Origin of the sequence: Burkholderia sp. MSMB1835 (assembly GCF_001526365.1) — a bacterium.
In the GTDB taxonomy this organism is placed as follows: domain Bacteria; phylum Pseudomonadota; class Gammaproteobacteria; order Burkholderiales; family Burkholderiaceae; genus Burkholderia.
Genome location: NZ_LOYP01000031.1, coordinates 21,429 through 45,628 on the forward strand (window position 1 = coordinate 21,429; position 24,200 = coordinate 45,628).

A 24,200-nucleotide genomic window follows, 5' to 3' on the forward strand; every position below is an offset into this window, starting at 1 on the left:
TCGGCGCGCCGTCATGCGCCGATCCACGGCAGTTTGCGGAAGCACCAGCCGTCGACGGTCTTGCGGTGGCCTTCGGCGTCCTTCGCGCCCTCGAAGCCTTCGAGCAGGTCGAACGCCTTCGTGTAGCCGGCCTGCGCGGACGCGACCGCGGCGAGCTTCGAGCGCGCGGCGCTGCGGCACAGGAACAGGATCGGCGTATCGGCCGGCAGGGCCGCCTTCAGTTCGTTGACGAATTCGGCGTTCGGCACGCCGCCCGGGTAGCGCGTCCATTCGATGTGCAGGTATTGGCCGTCGCCGACGAGCGGGCGGCCGATCCAGTCGAGCTCGGCGCGCGTGCGCACGTCGACGAGGCGCGCGGACGGGTCGAGCTGCAGCAGTTCGAATGCCTCGACCGGCAGCAGCGCGCCGGCGTAGTCGAGCGCGCCTTGGGCGCGGCGTTCGTCGGCCTTCGCGTAAAGCTGGTCCAGCGTACTCATGGCAAGGAGTCTCCGTATCGGTCAAACGATCATTCTAGCGCGGCGGGGCGGTACGGACGTCCGCGCGACCTGCGCCGCATGCACGGACCACGGATTCACCAAAAGAGTGCAGAATGGCGCGCATGCACCAGAATAACTCGGCCGCGCCGCCGCATCCCGAGGATTGCACCATGGAGGTGCAAGCCTGTCGGCGGCGGTGCGGCCCCGGGCCCTGCAATCGCGCAGGCGAGCCCCGCTGCGGCGCGGGCCGGCGCGATACGCGTCGGTTTTGCGATGGTTGGCACGGAAGCTGCTATATAGAATTCGGTCGAATCGGGGCGCGCTGCGCCAAAGCAAGACCCCGGTCAGCTCGATAAACGAGGCGGTTCCCAGTCCGCCGGAATTGTTCAATCAGGAGAAGAGGTTATGAGTAAAACCGTCGCCGACGTCATGCAGCTCGTGAAGGACGAGGACGTCAAGTTCGTCGATTTCCGCTTCACGGATACGCGCGGCAAGGAACAGCACGTGTCGGTGCCGGTTTCGGCGTTTGACGAAGACAAGTTCGAAAGCGGTCATGCATTCGACGGTTCGTCGATCGCGGGCTGGAAGGGCATCGAGGCGTCGGACATGCTGCTCATGCCGGATCCGAGCGCTGCGTTCATCGACCCGTTCTATGAAGAATCGACGCTGGTGCTGACCTGCGACGTGGTCGAGCCGGCCGACGGCAAGGGCTACGAGCGCGACCCGCGTTCGCTCGCGAAGCGCGCGGAAGCTTACCTGAAGAGCACGGGCATCGGCGACACGGCCTACTTCGGTCCGGAGCCGGAATTCTTCATTTTCGACTCGGTCCAGTGGAACACGGACATGTCGGGCTGCTTCGTGAAGATCAACTCGGAAGAAGCGCCGTGGTCGGCAGGCAAGGAATTCGAAGGCGGCAACACGGGCCACCGTCCGGGCACGAAGGGCGGCTACTTCCCGGTCGCGCCGGTCGACACGTTCCAGGACATGCGCTCGGAAATGTGCCTGCTGCTCGAACAGCTCGGCATCCCGGTCGAAGTGCACCACCACGAAGTGGCGGGCCAGGGCCAGAACGAAATCGGCACGAAGTTCTCGACGCTCGTGCAGCGCGCGGACTGGACGCAATGGTCGAAGTACATCATCCATAACGTCGCGCATTCGTACGGCAAGACGGCGACGTTCATGCCGAAGCCGGTCGTCGGCGACAACGGTTCGGGCATGCACGTTCACCAGTCGATCTGGAAGGACGGCCAGAACCTGTTCGCGGGCAACGGCTATGCCGGCCTGTCGGAACTGGCGCTGTTCTACATCGGCGGCATCATCAAGCACGCTCGCGCGCTGAACGCGATCACGAACCCGACGACGAACTCGTACAAGCGTCTGGTCCCGCACTTCGAAGCACCGGTCAAGCTCGCGTACTCGGCACGCAACCGGTCGGCATCGATCCGCATTCCGCACGTGTCGAACCCGAAGGGCCGCCGTATCGAAACGCGCTTCCCGGACCCGATGGCGAACCCGTACCTGTTGTTCTCGGCGCTGATGATGGCCGGCCTCGACGGGATCCAGAACAAGATCCATCCGGGCGAAGCAGCGGACAAGAACCTGTACGACCTGCCGCCGGAAGAGGATGCAAAGATCCCGACCGTGTGCGCGGGTCTCGACCAGGCACTCGAGGCGCTCGACAAGGATCGCGAGTTCCTGACGCGCGGCGGCGTGTTCACGGACGGCATGATCGACGCGTACCTCGGGCTGAAGGAGCAGGAGCTGGCGAAGTTCCGCATGACGACGCACCCGATCGAGTTCGAGATGTACTACTCGCTCTAATCGGCGATGGCGCTTCGATTCGGCGCCGTCATGCCGGTTCGTTCCCGTCGCGCGGTGTGCGGCGGGAGCGGCGGAGTCTGAAAGGGGACGGCGTCCGGCCGTCCCTTTTTTGTTCCGACGATTTTCATTTACTGCCCGGTGAGGCGCGACAAGCACGCAGATGGTTCTGAAGAATCTGATCAAGGCGAAAACGGGGCAGCCCGAACGACTGACGGACGACGAGCGGCTCTCGCGCTCGGGTCTGCTGGCGGGGCTCGAAGCGCTGCCGACGGTCGTGATCGTGCTCGACCGCAAGACGCTGCGGATCGCGTTCGCGAACCCGTCCGCGGAGGCGATGCTCGACATCTCGCGGCGGCAACTCGCGCAGCGGCCGTGGGGCGAAATTTTCCCGAACGCGAACGAGCTGGCATCGACGATCACCGCGATCGGCCAGGAACGCTTTCACGCGACGCACCTCGATACCGTGCTCGACCGGCCCGGCCGGGAGCCGCTGCACGTGCACGCGATCGTCGGCTTCCTCGAGACCGCGCCCGATTTCGTGCTCGTCGAGCTGTTCGAGAACGAACGGCAGTCGCGCACCGATCGGGAAGAGCGCATCCACGACCTGACCGCGGTCAACAAGCAACTGATCCGCAACCTCGCGCACGAGATCAAGAACCCGCTCGGCGGCATTCGCGGCGCAGCCCAGCTGCTCGAATTCGAACTGGGCGAGCGCGAGCGCGGCGAGTTGCGCGAATACACGCAGGTGATCATCAAGGAGTCCGACCGCCTGCAGACGCTCGTCGACCGGTTGCTGGAGCCGCACCGGCATCCGCATATCGTCGGCGACGTGAACATTCATGAAGTGTGCGAACGCGTACGCGCGGTGATGCTCGCGGAATTCCCGCGCGGGCTCACGATCGAGCGCGATTACGACGTGAGCGTGCCGGACCTGCGCGGCGACAAGGAGCAGTTGATCCAGGCGCTGCTGAACATCGTGCGCAACGCCGCGCAGGCGCTGCGCGAACGGATTGCGCAGGGCGACGCGAAGATCGAGCTGCGCACGCGCATCGCGCGCAAGGTGACGATCGCCAAGCGCCTGTACCGGCTGGCACTGGACTTGCACGTGATCGACAACGGGCCCGGCATTCCGGAAGAGATCCGCGACCGGATCTTCTACCCGCTCGTGTCCGGACGCGACGACGGCAGCGGCCTCGGCCTCACGCTCGCGCAGACGTTCGTGCAGCAGCACGACGGGATGATCGAGGTCGAAAGCCGGCCCGGACGTACCGAATTTCAGATTCTGCTGCCGCTCGACCATTGAGCGGCGACAGTGCGATTCACCGGATTTCCCCATATCTGACCGACCTATGAAGCCGATCTGGATAGTAGACGACGACCAATCGATCCGCTGGGTGCTTGAAAAGGCGCTCGCCCGGGACAGCTTCGCGACGAAGAGCTTCGCGAACGTGCGCGACGCGCTGGCCGCGCTCGACCACGAGACGCCGCAGGTACTCGTGTCCGACATCCGGATGCCGGGCGGCTCGGGCCTCGAGTTGCTGCAGGCGATGCACGAGCGGCTGCCGGGCCTGCCCGTCATCATCATGACGGCGTTCTCCGATCTCGACAGCGCCGTCGCGGCGTTCCAGGGCGGCGCGTTCGAATACCTCGCGAAGCCGTTCGACGTCGACAAGGCGGTCGAGCTGATCCGCCGTGCGGTGGAAGAAAGCCTGCGCGGCGGCGCGCCGCAGGACGAGCGCGTGGCCGACGCGCCCGAGATGCTCGGCCAGGCGCCCGCGATGCAGGACATGTTCCGTGCGATCGGCCGGCTGTCGCATTCGGCCGCGACCGTGCTGATCACCGGCGAGTCGGGCACCGGCAAGGAGCTCGTCGCACGGGCGCTGCACCGTCACAGCCCGCGCGCGAACGGGCCGTTCATCGCGCTGAACACGGCGGCGATTCCGAAGGACCTGCTCGAGTCCGAACTGTTCGGCCACGAGCGCGGCGCGTTCACCGGCGCGCAGACGACGCGGCAGGGCCGCTTCGAGCAGGCCGAGAACGGCACGCTGTTCCTCGACGAAATCGGCGACATGCCGTTCGACCTGCAGACGCGCCTGTTGCGCGTGCTGTCGGACGGGCAGTTCTATCGGGTCGGCGGGCACAACCCGCTGCGCGCGAACGTGCGCGTGATCGCCGCGACGCACCAGAATCTCGAGTCGCGAGTGCGGCAGGGGCTGTTCCGCGAGGACCTTTACCACCGGCTCAACGTGATCCGGCTGCGCCTGCCGCCGCTGCGCGAACGCAGCGAGGACATCGCGCTGCTCACGCGCCACTTCCTGCAGAAGAGCGCGCGCGATCTCGGCGTCGAGCCGAAGCGCGTGTCCGACGACGCGCTCGCTTATCTCACGTCGCTGCCGTTTCCCGGCAACGTACGGCAGCTCGAGAATCTCGCGAACTGGCTGACCGTGATGGCGCCCGCGCAGACGGTCGAGATCAAGGACCTGCCGCCCGACCTCGTGCCGGCCGGGGCGCCGGTCGTCGCGTCGGGCGACGGCGCGGACGCACACGGCAGCGGCGGCCACGCGGCGGCGCCTGCCGCGATCGGTGCGGCGCCGCCCGCCGCCGCGCCCGTCGCGAGCGCGGCGAACGGCAGCGCGCCGGCCGGCTACCCGCTGTGGGAGCACGGGCTGCGCACCGAGGTCGCGCGGTTGTTGCGCGAGAACTCGGCCGACGTGATGGACGAGCTCGCGCGTCGCTTCGAGGCGGCCGTGATCCGCGAGGCGCTCGACTTCACGCGCGGCCGCAAGGTCGAGGCCGCGGAGCGGCTCGGCATCGGTCGCAACACGATCACGCGCAAGATCCAGGAACTCCATCTGGAGCCCTGACCGGGCACGATGCGCGGCATGCGCGGGTTCGCGCATGCCGCGATCGGACATAATCGCGGTTTGCACGCAGCTTGCCATTCCGTCGATCCACCATGTCCGATTCCTTCCGCTGGCCCGCCGGGGCCGACCCGTTCCGTTTCCTCGAAGCGCTCGACAGCAAGCGCGCCCGCACGTGGGTCGACGAGCAGAATGCGCGCACGCACGCCGCGCTGCGCGACGACGACGCGTATCGTGCGCTGACCGCGCGTCTCGCGAAAGCGTATCTGCCGCGCGAACGCCCGGTGATTCCGACCCGCTGGCGCGACTGGGCGTACGACCTGTGGCAGGACGATCTCCATCCGAAGGGACTGTGGCGCCGCACGCGCTGGGCCGACTGGCGGGCCGGCCAGCCGGCCTGGGAAACGCTGCTCGACGTCGACGCGCTCGGCGTCGAAGAGGGCGAGTCGTGGGTGTTCGAGCAGGAGGCGATCCTGTATCCGGACGGCGATCGCGTGCTGCTGTCGCTGTCGCCGGGCGGCGCCGACGCGGTCGTCGTGCGCGAATTCGACCTCGTCGCGCGCCGTTTCGTCGACGGCGGTTTCACGATCGACGCGCCGGGCCATCACACGGTCGGCTGGATCGATCGCGACACCGTCTACGTGAGCTGGGATCGCGGCGAAGCGCACGCGACCGCCGCCGGTTATCCGTATGAAGCGCGGCGCTGGGTGCGCGGCACGCCGCTCGCCGACGCGCCGGTCGTGTTCCGCGGCGAGCCGGATGACATCAGCGCGGGCGCATGGTACGACCCGATCGATCGCCGTCACGTCGCGTGGCGCAGCGTCGATTTCTTCGACGCTCATGCGTACCGGCTGACCGACGCCGGCGAATGGGCGCGCTACGACGTGCCGACGCATGTCGAGGTCGGGTTCTGGGAAGGCTGGCTCGTGCTGGAGCCGCGCCTCGACTGGGATTGCGACGGCGTGCGCCACGCCGGCGGCTCGCTGCTCGCGATCCGCGAGCAGGCGTTCCTCGCCGGCGCGCGCGAATTCACGACGCTGTTCGCGCCGCGGCCGACGACGTCCGCCTGTACGTGGACGCACACGCGCACGATGCTGATCGCGAGCTGGCTCGACGACGTGCACAACCGCACGATGCTGTGGCAGCCGCGGCAGGCCGACGACGGTGCGTGGACGTGGGACGCGCGGCCGTTCGACTGGCCGGGCGAGGCACAGATCGACATCGAGCCAGTCGAATCGACGCTGAACGACGAGGTGTACGTCGATGTCGACACGTATCTCGATCCGCCCGAATGCTGGCTGGCCGATCTTGCCGATCTTGCCGATCGCGCGGACGATGCGCGGTCGCGCCGCGTGCTGCTCGACCGGCCGCCGGTGCAGTTCGACGCGGCCGGGCTCGTCGTACGCCGCGCGAGCGCGCGTTCGCGCGACGGCACGGTGGTGCCGTACACGCTGATCGGGCCGCGCGATGCGCTCGACGTGCCGCAAGGCGGCGCGCGCGTCGCGCGGCCGTGCTTGCTGTCCGGCTATGGCGGCTTTGCGATCCCGAATCTGCCGGGCTACAGCGATGCGTTCGGCATCGGCTGGCTCGAACGCGGCGGCGTGATGGCGTTCGCGCACATCCGCGGCGGCGGCGAATTCGGGCCGCGCTGGCACGTCGACGCGCAGCGCGAACACCGGCAGCGTTCGTTCGACGATTTCATCGCGGTCGCCGAGGATCTGGCCGCGACCGGCGTGACGACCGCCGCGCAACTCGGGATCGAGGGCGGCAGCAACGGCGGACTGCTGGTCGCCGCGTGCATGATGCAGCGGCCGGAGCTGTTCGGCGCGGTGCTGTGCCGCGTGCCGCTGCTCGACATGCAGCGCTATCCGAAGCTGCACGCGGGCGCCGCCTGGCTCGACGAATACGGCGACCCCGACGATCCGCGCGAAGGCGCGGCGCTGGCCGCGTATTCGCCGTATCACCGCGTGCGCGAAGACGTCGCGTATCCGCCGTTGTTGCTGACGACGTCGACCCGCGACGATCGCGTGCATCCCGCGCATGCGCGCAAGATGGCCGCGCGCATGCAGGCGCTCGGTCACGAGCGGGTGTGGTACTGGGAGAACACCGACGGCGGCCACGGCAGCGCCGACGATCTCGAGCGCGCGGAAGCCGACGCAGCCGAATTCGGCTTCCTGTGGGTCCATCTCGGGCCGGCGCCCGCGCGGCGCTGATTGCGCGCGGCGCTTGCGCGATCAGCAGACGACCGCGACGACGGGCGTGTGGTCGGACGGCTGTTCCCACGTGCGCGGCGTGCGATCGACTTCGCACGATGCGCAGGTCGCCGCGAGCGCCGGCGACAGCAGGATGTGGTCGATGCGCAGCCCCGCGTTGCGGCGGAACGCCATCATCCGGTAGTCCCACCACGTGAAGGTCTTCTCGGGCTGCTCGAAGCGGCGGAACGCATCGACGAAGCCGAGTTCGATCAGTTGCGCGAAGTGTGCGCGCTCCTGCGGCGACACGAGGTTCTGGCCTTCCCATTTCGCGGGATCGTGCACGTCGCGGTCTTCCGGTGCGATGTTGTAGTCGCCGAGCAGCGCGAGCTTCGGGTAGCGCTGCAACTCGGTGCGCAGCCACGCTTGCAGCGCGTCGAGCCACTGCATCTTGTAGACGAACTTGTCGGAGTCGAGCGCCTGGCCGTTCGGGAAGTAGGCGGACACGATGCGCACGCCGTCGACCGTCGCGGCGATCACGCGCTGCTGCGGATCGTCGAAGCCCGGGATGTTGCGCACGACGTCCGATTCGTCGACGGCGAGCGTGTCGCGCACGAGGATCGCGACGCCGTTGTAGGTCTTCTGGCCCGTGAACCAACTGCGGTAGCCGGCTGCCTCGAGATCGGCGCGCGGGAATTTCTCGTCCGGCAGCTTCAGTTCCTGCAGGCACAGCACGTCGGCTCCGCTTTGCGCGAGCCAGTCGAGCACATGCTGTTTGCGGACATTGAGCGAGTTGACGTTCCAGGTGGCGATTTTCATGAACGGAAGGGTGTGTGCGGCGTGAATGCGAAGGCCGCCATCTTACCGCGAGCATGGGGTGCGAACGCGCGCGTCACGCAGCGTCGCGCACGTGTCCCGCGTCGGCGCCCGGGCAGTGGATGCAGAAATTGTGACAAAAGTATTGACGTGAGTACTTCCTCACCCTATAATTTATTTCTCTGACGCGGGGTGGAGCAGTCTGGCAGCTCGTCGGGCTCATAACCCGAAGGTCACAGGTTCAAATCCTGTCCCCGCAACCAAGCACACCAGACGATGTGCAGCGCAATTGACCGATGCGCACTTCGTCGACAAAAACCCGGCTTCGTGCCGGGTTTTTTGTTTTCCGCGCCCGCCCGTTATTTCCGCGCGCCCGGGTTCCCGGGCAGGAAGCCGTTCTCGAGCGGATAGGGCGTCGTGTCGATCCGCGTGGCCGTTGCGTTCGGCGTGCCCGACCGCACCGCGCACTGGTCCTTGCCCGTATTCCGCCGCATCCGGCGGCGATGGCGATACGCGGCGGCGCGCGTCGTTCAGCGCGCCGCCCACTCGACGGCCGCCTTCGCATGCAACGCGGTCGTATCGAATACCGGCAGCGGCGAATCGTCCGCGCCGATCAGCAGCGTGATTTCCGTGCAGCCGAGGATCACGGCCTGTGCGCCGCGCGCGGCCAGTCCGTCGATGATCGACACATACGTCGCGCGCGATGGCGCCGAGGCGACGCCGTGGCACAGCTCGTCGTAGATGATCCGGTGCACGTCGTCGCGCCCGCGTTCGTCCGGCACCAGCACGTCGAGCCCGAACTTCCCGCGCAGCCGCTCCGTGTAGAACGGCAACTCCATCGTGTAGCGCGTGCCGAGCAGGGCGACGCGCTCGACGCCCACGTCGCGCAGCGCGTTGCCGGTCGGATCGGCGATGTGCAGGAACGGCAGCTTCACCGCGGCTTCGATCGCGTCGTGCACGCGATGCATCGTATTGGTCGTGAGGACGACGAGATCGGCGCCGGCCGCTTCGAGCTGGCGCGCGGCATCGGCCATCCGTTCGCCGAGCGCGACCCAGTCGTGCGTGCGCTGCAGCGCTTCGATTTCGGCGAAGTCGACCGTGACCAGCACGCTTTTCGCGTTGTGATGCCCGCCGTGCAATGCCTTCGAGTGCCGGTTGATCATCCGGTAGTACTCGGCCGACGATTCCCAGCTCATGCCGCCGATCAGTCCGATCGTCTTCATCCGTCACCTTTGCGTTTCGTGTGTCGCGGCAGACGAGTATAGGCGCCGCTGCCCGAACCCGGCCGATACGATCCGCGCAAATCGGGCCGGTACGGCGCAGCCGGCAGTGGACGTACGCGGCAGTTGAAACCGGCACTGTGTTTTTGTACAGTATCGGCACCGTGAACCCCACCATCATTCCGCCAGCCGATCCGCACGCGCCGCCGCCGGGCGACGCGCTGCCGCGCGCGCGCAAGATCATTCACTGCGATTGCGACTGCTTCTACGCGTCGGTCGAGATGCGCGACGACCCGTCGCTGCGCAACCGGCCGCTCGCGGTCGGCGGCCGGCCCGACCAGCGCGGCGTGATCGCGACCTGCAACTACGAGGCGCGGCGCTACGGCGTGCATTCGGCGATGTCGTCGGCGCTGGCGATGCGCAAGTGCCCGGACCTGCTGATCCTGCCGTCCGCCATGGACAAGTACCGTGCGGCATCGCGGCAGATCATGGCGATCTATCGCGACTACACGCCGGACGTCGAGCCGCTGTCGCTCGACGAGGCGTACCTCGACGTCAGCGGGTCGGAACGTTGCCAGGGCAGTGCGACGCTGATTGCGCGCGAGATCCGCGAGCGGGTGCGCGACGCGGTCGGCGTGACCGTATCGGCGGGCGTCGCGCCGAACAAGTTCATCGCGAAGATCGCATCCGACTGGAACAAGCCCGACGGACTGTTCGTCGTGCGGCCGCACGAGATCGACGCGTTCGTCGCGGCGTTGCCGGTGCGCAAGCTGCACGGCGTCGGCAAGGTGACGGCCACGCGGCTCGATCGGCTCGGCATCCAGACTTGCGCGCAGTTGCGCGACTGGCCGCTGATCGACCTGCACCGCGAGTTCGGCGCGTTCGGGCGGCGGCTGTACGAACTGTCGCGCGGGATCGACGAGCGGCCGGTGCAGGCCGATCAGGAGCGCAAGTCGGTCAGCGTCGAGACGACCTACGTGACCGACCTGACGACGCTCGAGCAATGCGCGGACGAAATCCGCCGCCTCGTCGTGCAACTCGACGCGCGGATCGAGCGCGCGGGCGCCGCGCGTTCGATCCGCAAGCTGTACGTGAAGATTCGCTTCGCCGATTTCCAGCGCACGACGGTCGAGTGCGTGGCCGACGCGACGAATGCCGAGACGGCCGTCACGCTGCTCGCGAAGGGGTTGTTGCGGCGCGCGCAGCCGGTGCGGCTGCTCGGCGTCGGCGTGCGTATCGACGAGGACACGGCCGAGCGCCACGGGCAATTCCTGCTGTTCGACGACGCCGCGCCCGCGCCATGAAAAAAGGCACCGCCGAAGCGGTGCCTGTCGATGCTGCCGGCGGGCCGGGCGGCGCGCTCAGTGCGCGGGCGCGGCCATCCCGTTGTGACGCAGCAGCGCGTCGATCTGCGGCTCGCGGCCGCGGAACGCCTTGAACGACTCCATCGCCGGACGGCTGCCGCCGACCTCGAGGATTTCGCGGCGATAGCGCGTGCCGGTTGCCGCGTCGAGCACGCTGCCGCTGGCGGCGGCCGCTTCCTCGAACGCCGCGTACGCGTCGGCCGACAGCACTTCGGCCCACTTGTAGCTGTAGTAGCCGGCTGCGTAGCCGCCCGCGAAGATGTGGCTGAACGTGTTCGGCCAGCGCGAGAACGCGGCCTGCGGGATCACGTGGTAGCGCTCGTTGATCTCGCGCGCGAACGCGGTCACGCCGGTGGCGCCGGCCGGATCGAAGTCGACGTGCAGCAGCATGTCGAACATCGAGAACACGATCTGGCGCAGCGTGCCGAGCCCGCTCTGGAAGTTCTTCGCGGCGATCATCTTGTCGAACAGCTCGCGCGGCAGCGCGGCGCCCGTATCGACGTGCGACGACATCGACGACAGCACGTCCCATTCCCAGCAGAAGTTTTCCATGAACTGCGACGGCAGTTCGACCGCATCCCACTCGACGCCGTTGATGCCCGACACGCCGAGTTCGTCGACGCGCGTGAGCATGTGGTGCAGCCCGTGGCCGAATTCATGGAACAGCGTGATGACCTCGTCGTGCGTGAAGCACGCGGGCTTGCCGCCGACCGGCGCGGAGAAGTTGCAGGTCAGGTACGCGACCGGCGTCTGCACGTCGCTGCCGCGCTTCGCGCGCGAACGGGCGTCGTCCATCCACGCGCCGCCGCGCTTGCCTTCGCGCGCGTACAGGTCGAGATAGAACTGCGCGACGAGCGAGCCGTCGCGATTCTCGACGCGGAAGAAGCGCACGTCCTTGTGCCATACCGGCGCGTCGTCCGGCTTGATCCGTACGCCGAACAGCGTTTCGGTGACGGTGAACAGGCCCTTCAGCGCGGCCGGTTCCGGGAAGTACTGCTTGACTTCGTTTTCCGAGAACGCATAGCGCTGCTGGCGGAGCTTTTCGGCCGCGTACGCGACGTCCCACGGCGCGAGTTCGGCGAGGCCGAGCTCCTTCGCGGCGAACGTGCGCAGCTCGTCCCAGTCTTTCTCCGCGTGCGGGCGTGCGCGCGTCGCGAGATCCTCGAGGAACGCGATCACCTGCTGCGGCGATTCGGCCATCTTCGGCGCGAGCGAGACTTCGGCGAAGTTGCGATAGCCGAGCATCTGCGCCTCTTCGCGGCGCAGCTTCAGCGCATCGGCGACGATCGCCGTGTTGTCCCATTCGGCCTTGCCGTCGCCGTACTGCGGCCCGAGTTCCGACGCGCGGGTTGCATAGGCGCGATAGAGCGTCTCGCGCAGCGCGCGGTCGTCGGCGTACTGCAGCACCGGGAAATACGACGGGAAATGCAGCGTGAATTTCCAGCCTTCCTTGCCGTCCTTCTGCGCGGCTTCGCGGGCGGCCTCGATCGCGTCGCCGGGCAGGCCGGCCAGCTTGGCTTCGTCCTTCGCGAAGTATGCGTACGCGTTGGTCGCGTCGAGCACGTGATCGGAAAACGCCTTCGACAGCGCGGCCTGCTGTTCCTGCAGTTCCGCGAAGCGCGGCTTCTGGTCCTCGGGCAGCTCGGCGCCCGACAGGCGGAAGTCGCGCAGCGCATTGTCGAGGATCTTCTTGCGCTCGGCGGACAGCGTCGCGTATTCGGCGCTCGCGGCGATCGCCTTGTACTTTTCGTACAGCGCGAGATTCTGGCCGACGCTCGACCAGAACTCGGTCACGCGCGGCAGGTTTTCACCGTAGGCAGCCCGCAGTTCGGGCGTGTCGGCGACCGCGTTCAGGTGGCCGACGATGCCCCACGCACGGCCGAGCGGCTCCGTGGCCTGCTCGACCGTCTCGACGACGGCGGCCCAGGTCGACGGCGTGTCGCTCGCGCTCGCCGTTTCGACCGCGCGGCTGGCGGCGTCGAGCAGCGTGTCGAGCGCGGGCGTCACGTGCTCCGGGCGGATCTCGCCGAAACGGGGCAGGCCGGAGAAGTCGAGGAGCGGATTGGTATTGGCGCTGGCGGACATAAGACTCCCTGTCTGTTGCCGGATGAACCGGGATGAAAAGGGTAACGGCGGCTGGGCGCGAGCGCGCCCGATACCGACATTATTGGGGCGCATCGTGCGCTTTCCAATCGTTAGTTTCTAACGACGCGATTGACGCAGGGTCGGATGCGCGGTGTCGGACGTGCCGGCGGGCGCGATGCAGCCGCGCGACTGCGGCTGGCGAGGCGCCGGCGCACGGAATCGCGCGCCGGCTGAGCGAGTGGGGCGTCAGGCTGCCGCGGCAGCGCGTTCGGCGGATTCGATCGTGTTGATCAGCAGCATCGTGATGGTCATCGGGCCGACGCCGCCCGGCACCGGCGTGATGTAGCCGGCGACTTCCTTCACGCCCGCGAAATCGACGTCGCCGCACAGCTTGCCCGCGTCGTCGCGGTTCATGCCGACGTCGATCACCGTCGCGCCCGGCTTCACCATGTCGGCGGTCAGGATGTTGCGCTTGCCGACCGCGGCGACCACGATGTCGGCCTGACGCGTATGCGCGGCGAGGTCGCGCGTCTTGCTGTGGCAGATCGTCACGGTCGCGCCGGCGTCGAGCAGCATCATCGCCATCGGCTTGCCGACGATGTTCGAGCGGCCGATCACGACCGCGTTCGCGCCTTGCAGCGCAATGCCGTGCGCTTCGAACATCTTCATCACGCCGTACGGCGTGCACGGGCGGAACAGCGGCTTGCCGGTCATCAGCGCACCGGCGTTCGCGACGTGAAAGCCGTCGACGTCCTTCTCCGGCGCGATCGCCTCGATCACCTTGTGGCTGTCGATATGCGCGGGCAGCGGCAACTGGACCAGGATGCCGTGGATCTTCGGATCGCGGTTCAGTTCGTCGATGCGCGCGAGCAGGTCGGCTTCCGACAGCGTGGCCGGGTACGCATCCTTCAGCGAGAAGAAGCCGTTGTCCTCGCATGCCTTGATCTTGTTGCGCACGTAGACTTCGCTCGCCGGGTTGGCGCCGACGAGGATCACCGCGAGACCGGGCTGGTGGCCGCGGGCGGTCAGCGCGGCGGCGCGTTCGGCGGCCTGACCGCGCAGGGTCTTCGAAAGGGCGTTGCCGTCGATGAGGAGGGCTGTCATGGTGGTGGGTCCTGCCGGGAAGTTGGAATGCGGGCGTACGGCGCCCGAAGCGCCGTAGCAAAGCACGTAATTATACCGTTCGCCTGCTGCCGTCCGACAGCGAATCAACGGGAAGCGTCATGGCCGCGGCGCGCGTGCGCCGGGAGGAACGGCCGCCGCCGCGCGAGTGGGCCGCATCGCGCGGGGCGGCAAACACCGATTGCGGGCCGGGCGGCCGCGGTGGGGCGTGCCGCCGGAGCCGGAGAACGCGCTCAGGCCTGTTTCTTCGACAGCGCGAGGCGCAGCAGGTCGGCCACCGTGTTGACGTTGAGCTTTTCCATGATGTTCGCGCGGTGCGCCTCGACCGTCTTGATGCTGATGCCGAGGTCGTCGGCGATCTGCTTGTTCAGGCGGCCCGCGATGATCCGCTCGAGCACCTGCTGCTCGCGCGCGGTCAGCTTCGACAGGCGTTCGCTCGCGGCACGCTGCTCCTGGACGCTCTTGCTTTCGCTTCGGGCCTTGTCGAGCATCCGCTCGACGAGCTTGCGCAGCTCGGCTTCGTCGAACGGTTTCTCGATAAAGTCCATCGCTCCCTTTTTCATCGTCGACACGGCCATCGGCACGTCGCCGTGACCGGTGACGAAGATGATCGGCAGCGCGGCGTTGTCGGCGATCAGGCGTTCCTGCAATTCGAGGCCGCTCATGCCCGACATCCGCACGTCGAGGATCAGGCACGCGATCTGGCCGGCCTGCTGCGCCGGCTGGTACGCATCGAGGAACTGCTCGGCGCTCGAGAAGCATTGAACGCGATAGCCGTTCGCCTCCAGCAGCCAGCGCAGCGAGTCCCGTACGGCCTCGTCGTCGTCGACGACGAAGACGGTTTCCTGAGTGGTGGTGACAGGGCTATTCATAGTTCTCCCGTAACGGTATGTGATGCCGATGCCTCGCGCCCCCCTTGGCCGAGATCAGCGGGTTCCCCAATGGGCAGGCTGCAGTGGAACGTCGCGCCGGAAATGCGGCCATCCGGCTCGACGTTGTTGACCACCCACAGACGCCCCCGATGCGATTCGATGATCGAACGGCAGATGTTCAGCCCCATGCCCATGCCGTCGGACTTGGTGCTGTAAAACGGTTCGAACAGGCGCTCGGCCGTCGCTTCGTCGACGCCCGGCCCCTGGTCGATCACGCGGATGTCGACGAAGCCCGCGTCGATGTCGGCGACGACGCGGATCACGCCGTCCGCCGACGCCGGCTTCACGTCGGCCATCGCCTCGGCTGCGTTCTTCATCAGGTTCATCAGCACCTGTTCGATCAGCACGGGGTCGACATAAATAATAGGCATTCTTGCGAGGATTTCCGTGACGATCCGGATCCTGCGCTTTCTGGCCTCGATTTCGGCGAGCCCGACCGCGTCGGCGACGATGTCCGCGACCCGCGCCGGCTGGCGCTTCGGCTCGCTGCGCTTCACGAATTCGCGGATCCGCTTGACGATCATCCCCGCGCGCAGCGCCTGCTGCGCGGTCTTTTCCAGCGCGGGCTGCAGCGTCTCGGGCGTGCCGCGGCCGCTCTTCACGAGCGCGAGCGTGCCCGAGCAGTAGTTGTTGATCGCGGCGAGCGGCTGATTCAATTCGTGAGCAATCGACGACGCCATTTCACCCATCGTCATCAATCGGCTCGTGAACTGCAGCTTTTCTTCCTGCTGGTGCGCGAGTTCCTGCGCCTTCTTGCGGGTCGTGATGTCGGTCGCGATCTGCATCTGCGCGAGGTGGCCGTCCACCCACTGGATGTACTGGCGACGCACTTCGAACCACTTCTGGATGCTCTCGACGTACACCTCCTGCGCATCGGCCGTGCTGCTGGTCAGCGCGGAGGCCGGCAGGCCCGCGAACGCGTCGACCATGTCGATCGAGTCGGACGATGCCTGCGCGCGGTCGAAGCCGCCGCCGGACAATTCGAGGTGGCCGTCCGGGCGAATGCCGAACAGGTGGCGGTAGTAGCGGTTCGCGAACAGCAGCTCGGCTTCGTCTGCGGCGAGCACCGACACCGCGGCGTCGAGGCTTTCGAGCACCGTCGTGAAGCGTTCGTGCGCGGCCGCCAGCTCTTCTCGCGCGCGCTTCGGCTCGGTGATGTCGGTCATCGACGACATCCAGCCGGTCTGGCGGCCCGAACTGTCGATCAGCGGCGACACGTACAGGCGCGCATGGAACAGCGTGCCGTTCTTGCGGCGCACGCGCAGCTCGAAGCCCGAACTCGGCGCCTTGCCGCGCAGCGTCATGTCGAGTTGGCGCTGCATTTCCGGGTAGGCGTCGCGCGGCCAGTACGGGAACGGCGCAACCTTGCCGACGAGATCCGTTTCGTCCCAGCCCGTCATCCGGCAGAACGCGGGGTTCACGTGCGTGATGCGGCCGTGCATGTCGAGCACGCGCATGCCGATCAGCACCGAGTTCTCCATCGCGCGGCGGAAGAACGCCTCCGCGTACAGCGCCTGCTGCGCCTCGAAGCGCTGGCGCGTGTGCTTCCACAGGCTCCAGAGGCTCCACAGCACGAAGCACGACAGGCCGGCGACCAGCCACACGAGCGTGTTGTTGGTCAGGTTCGTGAGCTGCGGGAACGCATACACGCGCACCGTCAGCCCCTGGCCGGGCGGGTCGAGCGGGAGATCGTAGTGCGAGTCGCGCGGCAGGCGCGGGCGCGTCGACGTGGACGACAGTTCGCGGTTGTTCGAGTCGGTGATCGAGATCTTGTACTTCGACGACAGCTCCTGCGGGATGTCGTGCTTCAGGATGCCCTCGACCGAGAACACCGCGGCGATCGAGCCGAGATATTCGCGGTCGCCGCGCATTACCGGCGTCTGCAACGTGATGAAGCCGTTGCCGAAGTCGTCGTAGATCAGCGGCGAATAGGCCTGGCGGCGCGTGTTGCGCGCCTCGTCGTACGCGCCGCGCACGGCGTCCTGCATCTGCGCATCGCCGGGCTTCGCGAGCCGCTGGCCGAGCAGCGGCGGATGCACGGTCGGCCAGCGCTGCACGCCGGGCGCCGTGTACCAGTTCAGGTAGAGGATTTCCGGATGCGTCTGCATCACGTCCGCGACGGCCATCTGGAACGCGTTCTGGTCGAGGCGGCCGGACGCGAGGTCGCGCGACAGCGCCTGCAACTGTTCCTGCGCGCCCGTCATCGACAGGCGGATCTGCTGCTGGGCCCACGCGACGTTGCGAAACAGGGTGTCTTCCTGCTGCTGCTGTTCGCGCCGGTTGAGGCTCCACAGGATGAGGCTCATCACGACGAGGAACACCAGAATCGACAGCAGCGGCGTCAGCAAATAGGAGTTGGACCACCACGGTCCGTGGTGCCAACGGGACGGCTGCGACTCCGCCGGCGGGCCCGGCGGTCGCGCCGAGCGTGCGAAAAGCCGATCGGTCAACATGGCAGGATTGTAGCGCAGCGCAATACATGGAAAACCGATACCGGATATGTTGAACGGAAACGGTTTTGTTCCGACGAGACGGGCCGCGGAGCCCCGAAATATGGGTGCAGCGCAGCAATATTTCGCATGGCGAGAAAAGATCTCATAATTCGAAAATTTTGTTGCGCAGGCCTGTCCACGCTCATTACAATCCGTCGGAGCTTGCCCGCAGCCGGTCGCGTCGCGTCGTCTGCACGAGAGCGATCCTCACATTCCAGGACCCAGGAGACGAGAATGTCCGCTGTACCGAACGAAGTGATGAAATATGTCGCCGCCGAACGTGACGACGACCCGCAAGAAACCGTCGAGTGGCTCGAGTCGCTCGATGGCGTGATCTCCTCCGTGGGCACCGGCCGTGCGCATTACCTGATCGAAAAGCAGATCGAATTCGCCCGCATGCACGGCGAGCACCTGCCGTTCTCCGCCAATACCCCGTACATCAACACGATTCCGCTCGAAGCCCAGGCGAAGATTCCGGGCGACCAGGACATCGAGCACCGCATCCGTTCGTACACGCGCTGGAACGCGCTGGCGATGGTGCTGCGCGCAGGCAAGGACACGAACGTCGGCGGCCACATCGCGTCGTTCGCGTCGGCCGCGACGCTCTACGACGTCGGCTACAACCATTTCTGGCATGCGGCGTCCGACCAGCACGGCGGCGATCTCGTGTTCGTGCAGGGCCACTCGTCGCCGGGCGTGTACTCGCGCGCGTTCCTGCTCGGCCGCCTGTCGGAAGAGCAACTCGACAACTTCCGCCAGGAAGTCGACGGCAAGGGCATTTCGTCGTATCCGCACCCGTGGCTGATGCCGGACTTCTGGCAGTTCCCGACCGTGTCGATGGGCCTCGGCCCGATCATGGCGATCTACCAGGCGCGCTTCATGAAGTACCTGGAGTCGCGCGGGATCGCGAAGACGGAAGGCCGCAAGGTCTGGGCGTTCCTCGGCGACGGCGAGACGGACGAACCGGAATCGCTCGGCGCGATCGGCATGGCGAGCCGCGAGAAGCTCGACAACCTCGTGTTCGTGATCAACTGCAACCTGCAGCGTCTGGACGGCCCGGTGCGCGGCAACGGCAAGATCATCCAGGAACTCGAATCGGAATTCCGCGGCGCCGGCTGGAACGTGATCAAGGTCATCTGGGGCAGCCGCTGGGATGCGCTGTTCGCGCGCGACAAGACGGGCGCGCTGATGCGCCGGATGATGGAGTGCGTCGACGGCGAATACCAGACGTACAAGTCGGAGTCGGGCGCGTACGTGCGCGAGCACTTCTTCAACACGCCTGAACTGAAGGCGCTCGTCGCCGACTGGTCGGACGACGACATCTGGGCGCTGAACCGCGGCGGCCACGATCCGCACAAGATCTACGCGGCGTTCCACGAAGCCACGAACACGAAGGGCGCGCCGACGGTCATCCTCGCGAAGACCATCAAGGGCTACGGGATGGGCGAGTCGGGCCAGGCGATGAACATCACGCACCAGCAGAAGAAGCTGCCGGTCGAGCAACTGAAGAAGTTCCGTGACCAGTTCCGCCTGCCGATCACCGACGAGCAGATCGCCGACGTGCCGTACCTGAAGTTCGAGGAAGGCTCGAAGGAGCTCGAATACATGCGCCAGAAGCGCATGGACCTCGGCGGCTACCTGCCGCACCGCCGCGAGAAGGCGACGTCGCTGCCGGTGCCGGCGCTCGACGCGTTCGAGCCGCTGTTGAAGGGCACGGGCGAAGGCCGCGAGATCTCGACGACGATGGCGTTCGTGCGGATCCTGAACATCCTGCTGAAGGACAAGGCGCTCGGCAAGCGCGTCGTGCCGATCGTCCCGGACGAATCGCGTACGTTCGGCATGGAAGGCCTGTTCCGCCAGATCGGTATCTGGAACCAGGAAGGCCAGAAGTACGTGCCGGAAGATTCCGACCAGCTGATGTTCTACAAGGAATCGCAGACCGGCCAGATCCTGCAGGAAGGCATCAACGAAGCGGGCGGCATGTGCGACTGGATCGCGGCGGCGACGTCGTATTCGACGCACGGCGAGATCATGGTGCCGTTCTACATCTTCTACTCGATGTTCGGCTTCCAGCGGATCGGCGACCTCGCCTGGGCCGCGGGCGACATGCGTTCGCGCGGTTTCCTGCTGGGCGGCACGGCGGGCCGCACGACGCTGAACGGCGAAGGCCTGCAACACGAAGACGGTCATTCGCTCCTGTGGGCGGCATCGGTGCCGAACTGCGTGAGCTACGACCCGACGTTCGGCTACGAACTCGCGGTGATCATCCAGGACGGCCTGCGCCGCATGGTGCAGGACCAGGAAGACGTGTACTACTACATCACGGTGATGAACGAGAACTACGAGCACCCGGCGATTCCGCAGGGCGAGCACGTGGCGGCCGACATCATCAAGGGTATGTACTCGTTCAAGAAGGCCGACGCAGACAAGAAGGCGCCGCGCGTGCAGCTGCTCGGCGCGGGCACGATCTTCAACGAAGTGATCGCCGCTGCCGACCTGCTGAAGAACGACTGGGGCGTCGCCGCCGACCTGTGGAGCGTGCCGAGCTTCACCGAACTCGCGCGCGAAGGCCACGACGTCGAGCGCTGGAACCTGCTCCATCCGACCGAGGAGCGTCGCCTGTCGCACGTGCAGAAGTGCCTGAAGGACACGCAGGGTCCGGTCATCGCATCGACCGACTACGTGCGTGCGCTGGTCGACCAGATCCGCGGCCAGATCGATCGCCGCTTCGTCGTGCTGGGCACCGACGGCTTCGGCCGCTCGGATACCCGCGAGAAGCTGCGTCACTTCTTCGAAGTCGACCGTCACTGGGTCACCGTCGCCGCGCTCAACGCGCTGGCCGACGAAGGCACGATCGAGCGCAAGGTGGTCGCGGACGCGATCGCCAAGTACAACCTCGATCCGTCCAAGCCCAACCCGATGACCGTTTAACGCACACGCCCGTGTGATGCCGCGCGCCGCTTCCGGGAGGGGCGCGCGCGGCCATGGAGACACAAAAAGATGAGTCAAGCGATCGAAGTGAAGGTGCCGGATATCGGCGATTACAAGGACGTGCCCGTCATCGAGGTGCTCGTGAAGGCTGGCGACACGGTCGAGCCCGAGCAGTCGCTCGTTACGCTCGAGTCCGACAAGGCGACGATGGACGTCCCGAGCCCGGCTGGCGGCACGGTCAAGGAAGTGAAGGTCAAGGTCGGCGATTCCGTGTCGGAAGGCTCGCTGATCATCCTGCTCGAAGGCGGTGCGGGCGCCCAGGCGAACGGCGCGGCCGCGCCGGCAGCAGCCCCGGCTCCGGCAGCAGCGCCGGCACCGGCGCCGGCCGCAGCGGCACCGGCCGCCGCGCCCGCGGCGTCGGGCGGCACGCTCGAGGTGAAGGTGCCCGACATCGGCGACTACAAGGACGTACCGGTGATCGAGATCGGCGTGAAGGTCGGCGACACGGTCGAGAAGGAGCAGTCGCTCGTCACGCTCGAGTCGGACAAGGCGACGATGGACGTGCCGAGCCCGGCTGCCGGCGTCGTGAAGGACATCAAGGTGAAAGTGGGCGATTCGGTGTCGGAAGGCACGCTGATCGTGCTGCTCGAAGCCGCCGGCGCACCGGCTGCCGCGGCACCGCAGGCGAGCGCACCGGCTCCAGCCGCTGCCGCGCCGGCGCCCGCCGCTGCACCGGCACCCGCGCCCGCGAAGGCTGCGCCGGCACCGGCTGCCGCCGCACCGGCCGCCACGCCGTCGGGCGAATACCGCGCGAGCCACGCATCGCCGTCGGTCCGCAAGTTCGCGCGTGAACTCGGCGTCGACGTGTCGCGCGTGCAGGGTTCGGGTCCGAAGGGCCGCATCACGAAGGAAGACGTCACGGGCTTCGTGAAGGGCGTGATGACGGGCCAGCGCGCGGCGCCGGCCGCGGCAGCCGCGCCGGCAGGCGGCGGCGAGCTGAACCTGCTGCCGTGGCCGAAGGTCGACTTCTCGAAGTTCGGCCCGTTCGAGGCGAAGCCGCTGTCGCGCATCAAGAAAATCTCGGGCGCGAACCTGCATCGCAACTGGGTGATGATCCCGCACGTCACGAACAACGACGAAGCGGACATCACCGAGCTCGAAGCGCTGCGCGTCCAGCTGAACAAGGAACACGAAAAGGCGGGCGTGAAGTTCACGATGCTCGCGTTCGTGATCAAGGCGGTCGTCGCCGCGCTGAAGAAATTCCCGACCTTCAACGCGAGCCTCGACGGCGACAACCTCGTGTTCAAGCAGTACTTCCACATCGGTTTCGCGGCCGATACGCCGAACGGCCTCGTCGTGCCGGTGATCCGCGATGCGGACAAGAAGGGCCTCGTCGACATCGCGAAGGAAATGAGCGACCTGTCGAAGGCCGCGCGCGAAGGCAAGCTGAAGCCGGACCAGATGCAGGGCGGCTGCTTCTCGATCTCGTCGCTCGGCGGGATCGGCGGGACGAACTTCACGCCGATCATCAACGCGCCGGAAGTGGCGATCCTCGGGTTGTCGCGCGGCCAGATGAAGCCGGTGTGGGACGGCAAGCAGTTCGTGCCGCGGCTCATGTTGCCGCTGTCGCTGTCGTATGACCATCGTGTCATCGATGGCGCGGAAGCCGCGCGGTTCAATGCGTATCTCGGGGCGTTGCTCGGGGATTTCCGTCGCATCATTCTTTGATGAGATGAGGGGCTCGCGGGGGCGTGGTTTTGTGTCGATTCTTCACGCCCTTGTCGTTGAACCTGTTTTGCCAACGGTCTGCTGGCGTCGCCCCTGCGCGGGGCGGCGGTCACTTTTCTTTGTCTTCCAAAGAAAAGTAACCAAAAGAAAGGCGCGTCCTTGGGCGGACGGCAAAGGTGGTCCTGCCCAACGTCGCGTTCTCTTGTCAGGCCGCATGTAGTCAGGTTCCGTCTTTCCGCCAGTCCCTCCCTCTCTCTCTGCAGCCAATCAAGAAGGGGACAGTCATGAGTCTCATCGAAGTCAAGGTTCCGGATATCGGCGATTTCAGCGGCGTCGATGTCATCGAAGTCAACGTGAAACCCGGCGACGTGATCGAAAAAGAGCAAACGCTCATCACGCTCGAATCCGATAAAGCCTCCATGGAAGTGCCCAGCGACGTCGCCGGCACCGTCAAGGAAGTCAAGGTCAAGGCCGGCGAGAAAGTCTCGCAAGGCACCGTCATCGCCATCGTCGAAGCATCGGCAGGCGCAGCCGCACCCGCACCCGCGAAAGCGCCCGAAGCGCCGAAGCCCGCAGCGGCTGCACCGGCGCCGGCCGCAGCCGCTGCGGCGCCCGCGCCGCAAGCCGGCAGCTACAGCGGCGCCGCCGACATCGAATGCGACATGCTCGTGCTCGGCGCCGGCCCCGGCGGCTACTCGGCCGCGTTCCGCGCAGCCGATCTCGGCATGAAGACGGTGCTCGTCGAACGCTACTCGACGCTCGGCGGCGTGTGCCTGAACGTCGGCTGCATCCCGTCGAAGGCGCTGCTGCATACGTCGCTCGTCGTCGAGGAAGCCGCGGCGCTCGCGTCGCACGGCATCACGTTCGGCAAGCCGCAGGTCGACCTCGACAAGCTGCGCGACTTCAAGGGCGGCGTCGTCAAGAAGCTGACGACGGGCCTCGCCGGCATGGCGAAGGCACGCAAGGTCGAAGTGGTCACCGGCGTCGGCGCGTTCGTCGATCCGTACCACATGGAAGTGCAAGGCGAAAACGGCAAGAAGGTCGTCAAGTTCAAGCAGGCAATCATCGCCGCGGGCTCGCAAGCGGTGAAGCTGCCGTTCATGCCGGAAGACCCGCGCGTCGTCGATTCGACCGGCGCGCTCGAACTGCGCCAACTGCCCAAGCGCATGCTCGTGATCGGCGGCGGCATCATCGGCCTCGAAATGGCAACGGTCTACTCGACGCTCGGCGCCGAGATCGACGTCGTCGAAATGATGGACGGCCTGATGATGGGCGCCGACCGCGATCTCGTGAAGGTCTGGGAAAAGTACAACGCGAAGCGCTTCGGCAATGTGATGCTGAAGACCAAGACGGTCGGCGCGGAAGCGAAGGAAGACGGCATCTACGTGAAGTTCGAGGGCGAAAAGGCGCCGGCGGAAGCGCAGCGCTACGACCTCGTGCTCGTCGCGGTGGGCCGCAGCCCGAACGGCAAGAAGATCGGTGCCGACAAGGCGGGCGTCGCGGTCACCGACCGCGGCTTCATCGAGGTCGACAAGCAGATGCGCACGAACGTGCCGCACATCTTCGCGATCGGCGACGTCGTCGGCCAGCCGATGCTCGCGCACAAGGCCGTCCATGAAGGCCACGTCGCCGCGGAAGCCGCGCACGGCGAGAAAGCGTACTTCGACGCGCTGCAGATCCCGTCGGTCGCCTACACCGATCCGGAAGTGGCGTGGGCCGGCAAGACGGAAGACCAGTGCAAGGCCGAGGGCATCAAGTACGGCAAGGCCGTGTTCCCGTGGGCCGCATCGGGCCGCGCGATCGCGAACGGCCGCGATGAAGGCTTCACGAAGCTGATCTTCGACGAGGAAACCCATCGCGTGATCGGCGGCGGCATCGTCGGCCTGAACGCGGGCGACCTGATCAGCGAAGTGTGCCTCGCCGTCGAAATGGGCGCGGACGCGGAAGACATCGGCAAGACGATCCATCCGCACCCGACGCTCGGCGAATCGGTCGGCATGGCCGCCGAGCTGTACGAAGGCGTCTGCACGGACCTGCCGCCGCAGCGCAAGAAGTAACGGAATCGGCACGGCGCCCCCGGTGCCGGCTACGAAAAACGCCGCCGCCCGGGCAAACCGGGCGGCGGCGTTTTCTTTTGCGCAGCGCGCGACAGACTCGGTC

The 24,200-nt window shown here is 66.8% G+C and carries 15 protein-coding genes and 1 tRNA gene; 9 read left to right on the forward strand and 7 right to left on the reverse strand.

Annotated features, from left to right (window positions below; all coding sequences use genetic code 11):
• Window positions 1-11: 11 nt before the first annotated feature.
• Window positions 12-476 (reverse strand): rhodanese-like domain-containing protein, encoded by a 465-nt coding sequence (locus tag WS96_RS13395; RefSeq protein ID WP_059826000.1) that lies wholly within the window; start codon window positions 474-476, stop codon window positions 12-14.
• A 405-nt stretch (window positions 477-881) separates the two neighbouring features.
• Here WS96_RS13395 and glnA point away from each other — a divergent pair, with 405 nt between their 5' ends.
• From glnA to WS96_RS13415, 4 genes are all read left to right on the forward strand, one after another.
• Entirely contained in the window at window positions 882-2,297 is a 1,416-nt protein-coding gene (gene glnA / locus WS96_RS13400) for a type I glutamate--ammonia ligase (RefSeq protein WP_034207771.1), read from the forward strand.
• 160 nt (window positions 2,298-2,457) lie between these two features.
• A complete protein-coding gene (glnL, locus tag WS96_RS13405) occupies window positions 2,458-3,600 on the forward strand; it encodes a nitrogen regulation protein NR(II) (protein WP_059505728.1) in 1,143 nt (380 codons plus the stop codon).
• Between the two features lie 46 nt (window positions 3,601-3,646).
• The gene (gene ntrC, locus WS96_RS13410) at window positions 3,647-5,161 is read left to right on the forward strand and encodes a nitrogen regulation protein NR(I) (RefSeq protein WP_059833118.1); all 1,515 of its coding nucleotides are present in this window, start codon (window positions 3,647-3,649) and stop codon (window positions 5,159-5,161) included.
• 92 nt (window positions 5,162-5,253) lie between these two features.
• A complete protein-coding gene (locus tag WS96_RS13415) occupies window positions 5,254-7,371 on the forward strand; it encodes a prolyl oligopeptidase family serine peptidase (RefSeq protein ID WP_059833120.1) in 2,118 nt (705 codons plus the stop codon).
• A gap of 21 nt (window positions 7,372-7,392) precedes the next feature.
• Here the strand turns inward: WS96_RS13415 and xth are convergent, their stop codons facing one another.
• Window positions 7,393-8,169 (reverse strand): exodeoxyribonuclease III, encoded by a 777-nt coding sequence (xth, locus tag WS96_RS13420; protein ID WP_059833123.1) that lies wholly within the window; start codon window positions 8,167-8,169, stop codon window positions 7,393-7,395.
• 183 nt (window positions 8,170-8,352) lie between these two features.
• Here xth and WS96_RS13425 point away from each other — a divergent pair.
• Window positions 8,353-8,429 (forward strand) — tRNA-Met (locus WS96_RS13425).
• A gap of 267 nt (window positions 8,430-8,696) precedes the next feature.
• Here WS96_RS13425 and WS96_RS13430 read toward each other — a convergent pair.
• Entirely contained in the window at window positions 8,697-9,389 is a 693-nt protein-coding gene (locus WS96_RS13430) for an aspartate/glutamate racemase family protein (protein WP_059833125.1), read from the reverse strand.
• 137 nt (window positions 9,390-9,526) lie between these two features.
• Between WS96_RS13430 and dinB the strand changes: the two genes are divergently transcribed.
• A complete protein-coding gene (gene dinB, locus WS96_RS13435) occupies window positions 9,527-10,690 on the forward strand; it encodes a DNA polymerase IV (protein ID WP_059833126.1) in 1,164 nt (387 codons plus the stop codon).
• A 57-nt stretch (window positions 10,691-10,747) separates the two neighbouring features.
• On the opposite strand, the gene WS96_RS13440 is transcribed toward dinB, so the two are convergent.
• The 4 genes from WS96_RS13440 to fixL all read right to left on the reverse strand — a co-directional run bounded on the left by WS96_RS13440 (window position 10,748) and on the right by fixL (window position 17,342).
• A complete protein-coding gene (locus tag WS96_RS13440; RefSeq protein WP_059833128.1) occupies window positions 10,748-12,835 on the reverse strand; it encodes a M3 family metallopeptidase in 2,088 nt (695 codons plus the stop codon).
• 246 nt (window positions 12,836-13,081) lie between these two features.
• The gene (gene folD / locus WS96_RS13445; RefSeq protein ID WP_059833130.1) at window positions 13,082-13,939 is read right to left on the reverse strand and encodes a bifunctional methylenetetrahydrofolate dehydrogenase/methenyltetrahydrofolate cyclohydrolase FolD; all 858 of its coding nucleotides are present in this window, start codon (window positions 13,937-13,939) and stop codon (window positions 13,082-13,084) included.
• Window positions 13,940-14,190: 251 nt separating this feature from the next.
• Window positions 14,191-14,829 (reverse strand): oxygen response regulator transcription factor FixJ, encoded by a 639-nt coding sequence (gene fixJ, locus WS96_RS13450; RefSeq protein ID WP_006493245.1) that lies wholly within the window; start codon window positions 14,827-14,829, stop codon window positions 14,191-14,193.
• Window positions 14,826-17,342: an oxygen sensor histidine kinase FixL gene (gene fixL / locus WS96_RS13455; protein ID WP_059825986.1), complete on the reverse strand. Its 2,517-nt coding sequence runs from the start codon at window positions 17,340-17,342 to the stop codon at window positions 14,826-14,828. The genes fixJ and fixL overlap by 4 nt, the downstream gene beginning before the upstream one ends.
• A 273-nt stretch (window positions 17,343-17,615) precedes the next feature.
• On the opposite strand from fixL, the gene aceE reads away from it, so the two are divergent.
• The 3 genes from aceE to lpdA all read left to right on the forward strand — a co-directional run bounded on the left by aceE (window position 17,616) and on the right by lpdA (window position 24,097).
• Window positions 17,616-20,312: a pyruvate dehydrogenase (acetyl-transferring), homodimeric type gene (gene aceE, locus WS96_RS13460; protein WP_034207762.1), complete on the forward strand. Its 2,697-nt coding sequence runs from the start codon at window positions 17,616-17,618 to the stop codon at window positions 20,310-20,312.
• 69 nt (window positions 20,313-20,381) lie between these two features.
• Window positions 20,382-22,040, forward strand: coding sequence for a dihydrolipoyllysine-residue acetyltransferase (gene aceF / locus WS96_RS13465; RefSeq protein ID WP_059833132.1), 1,659 nt, complete (start codon window positions 20,382-20,384; stop codon window positions 22,038-22,040).
• Between the two features lie 284 nt (window positions 22,041-22,324).
• On the forward strand, window positions 22,325-24,097 hold the full coding sequence (lpdA, locus tag WS96_RS13470; protein ID WP_059833134.1) for a dihydrolipoyl dehydrogenase: 1,773 nt from the start codon (window positions 22,325-22,327) through the stop codon (window positions 24,095-24,097).
• Window positions 24,098-24,200: the final 103 nt, after the last annotated feature.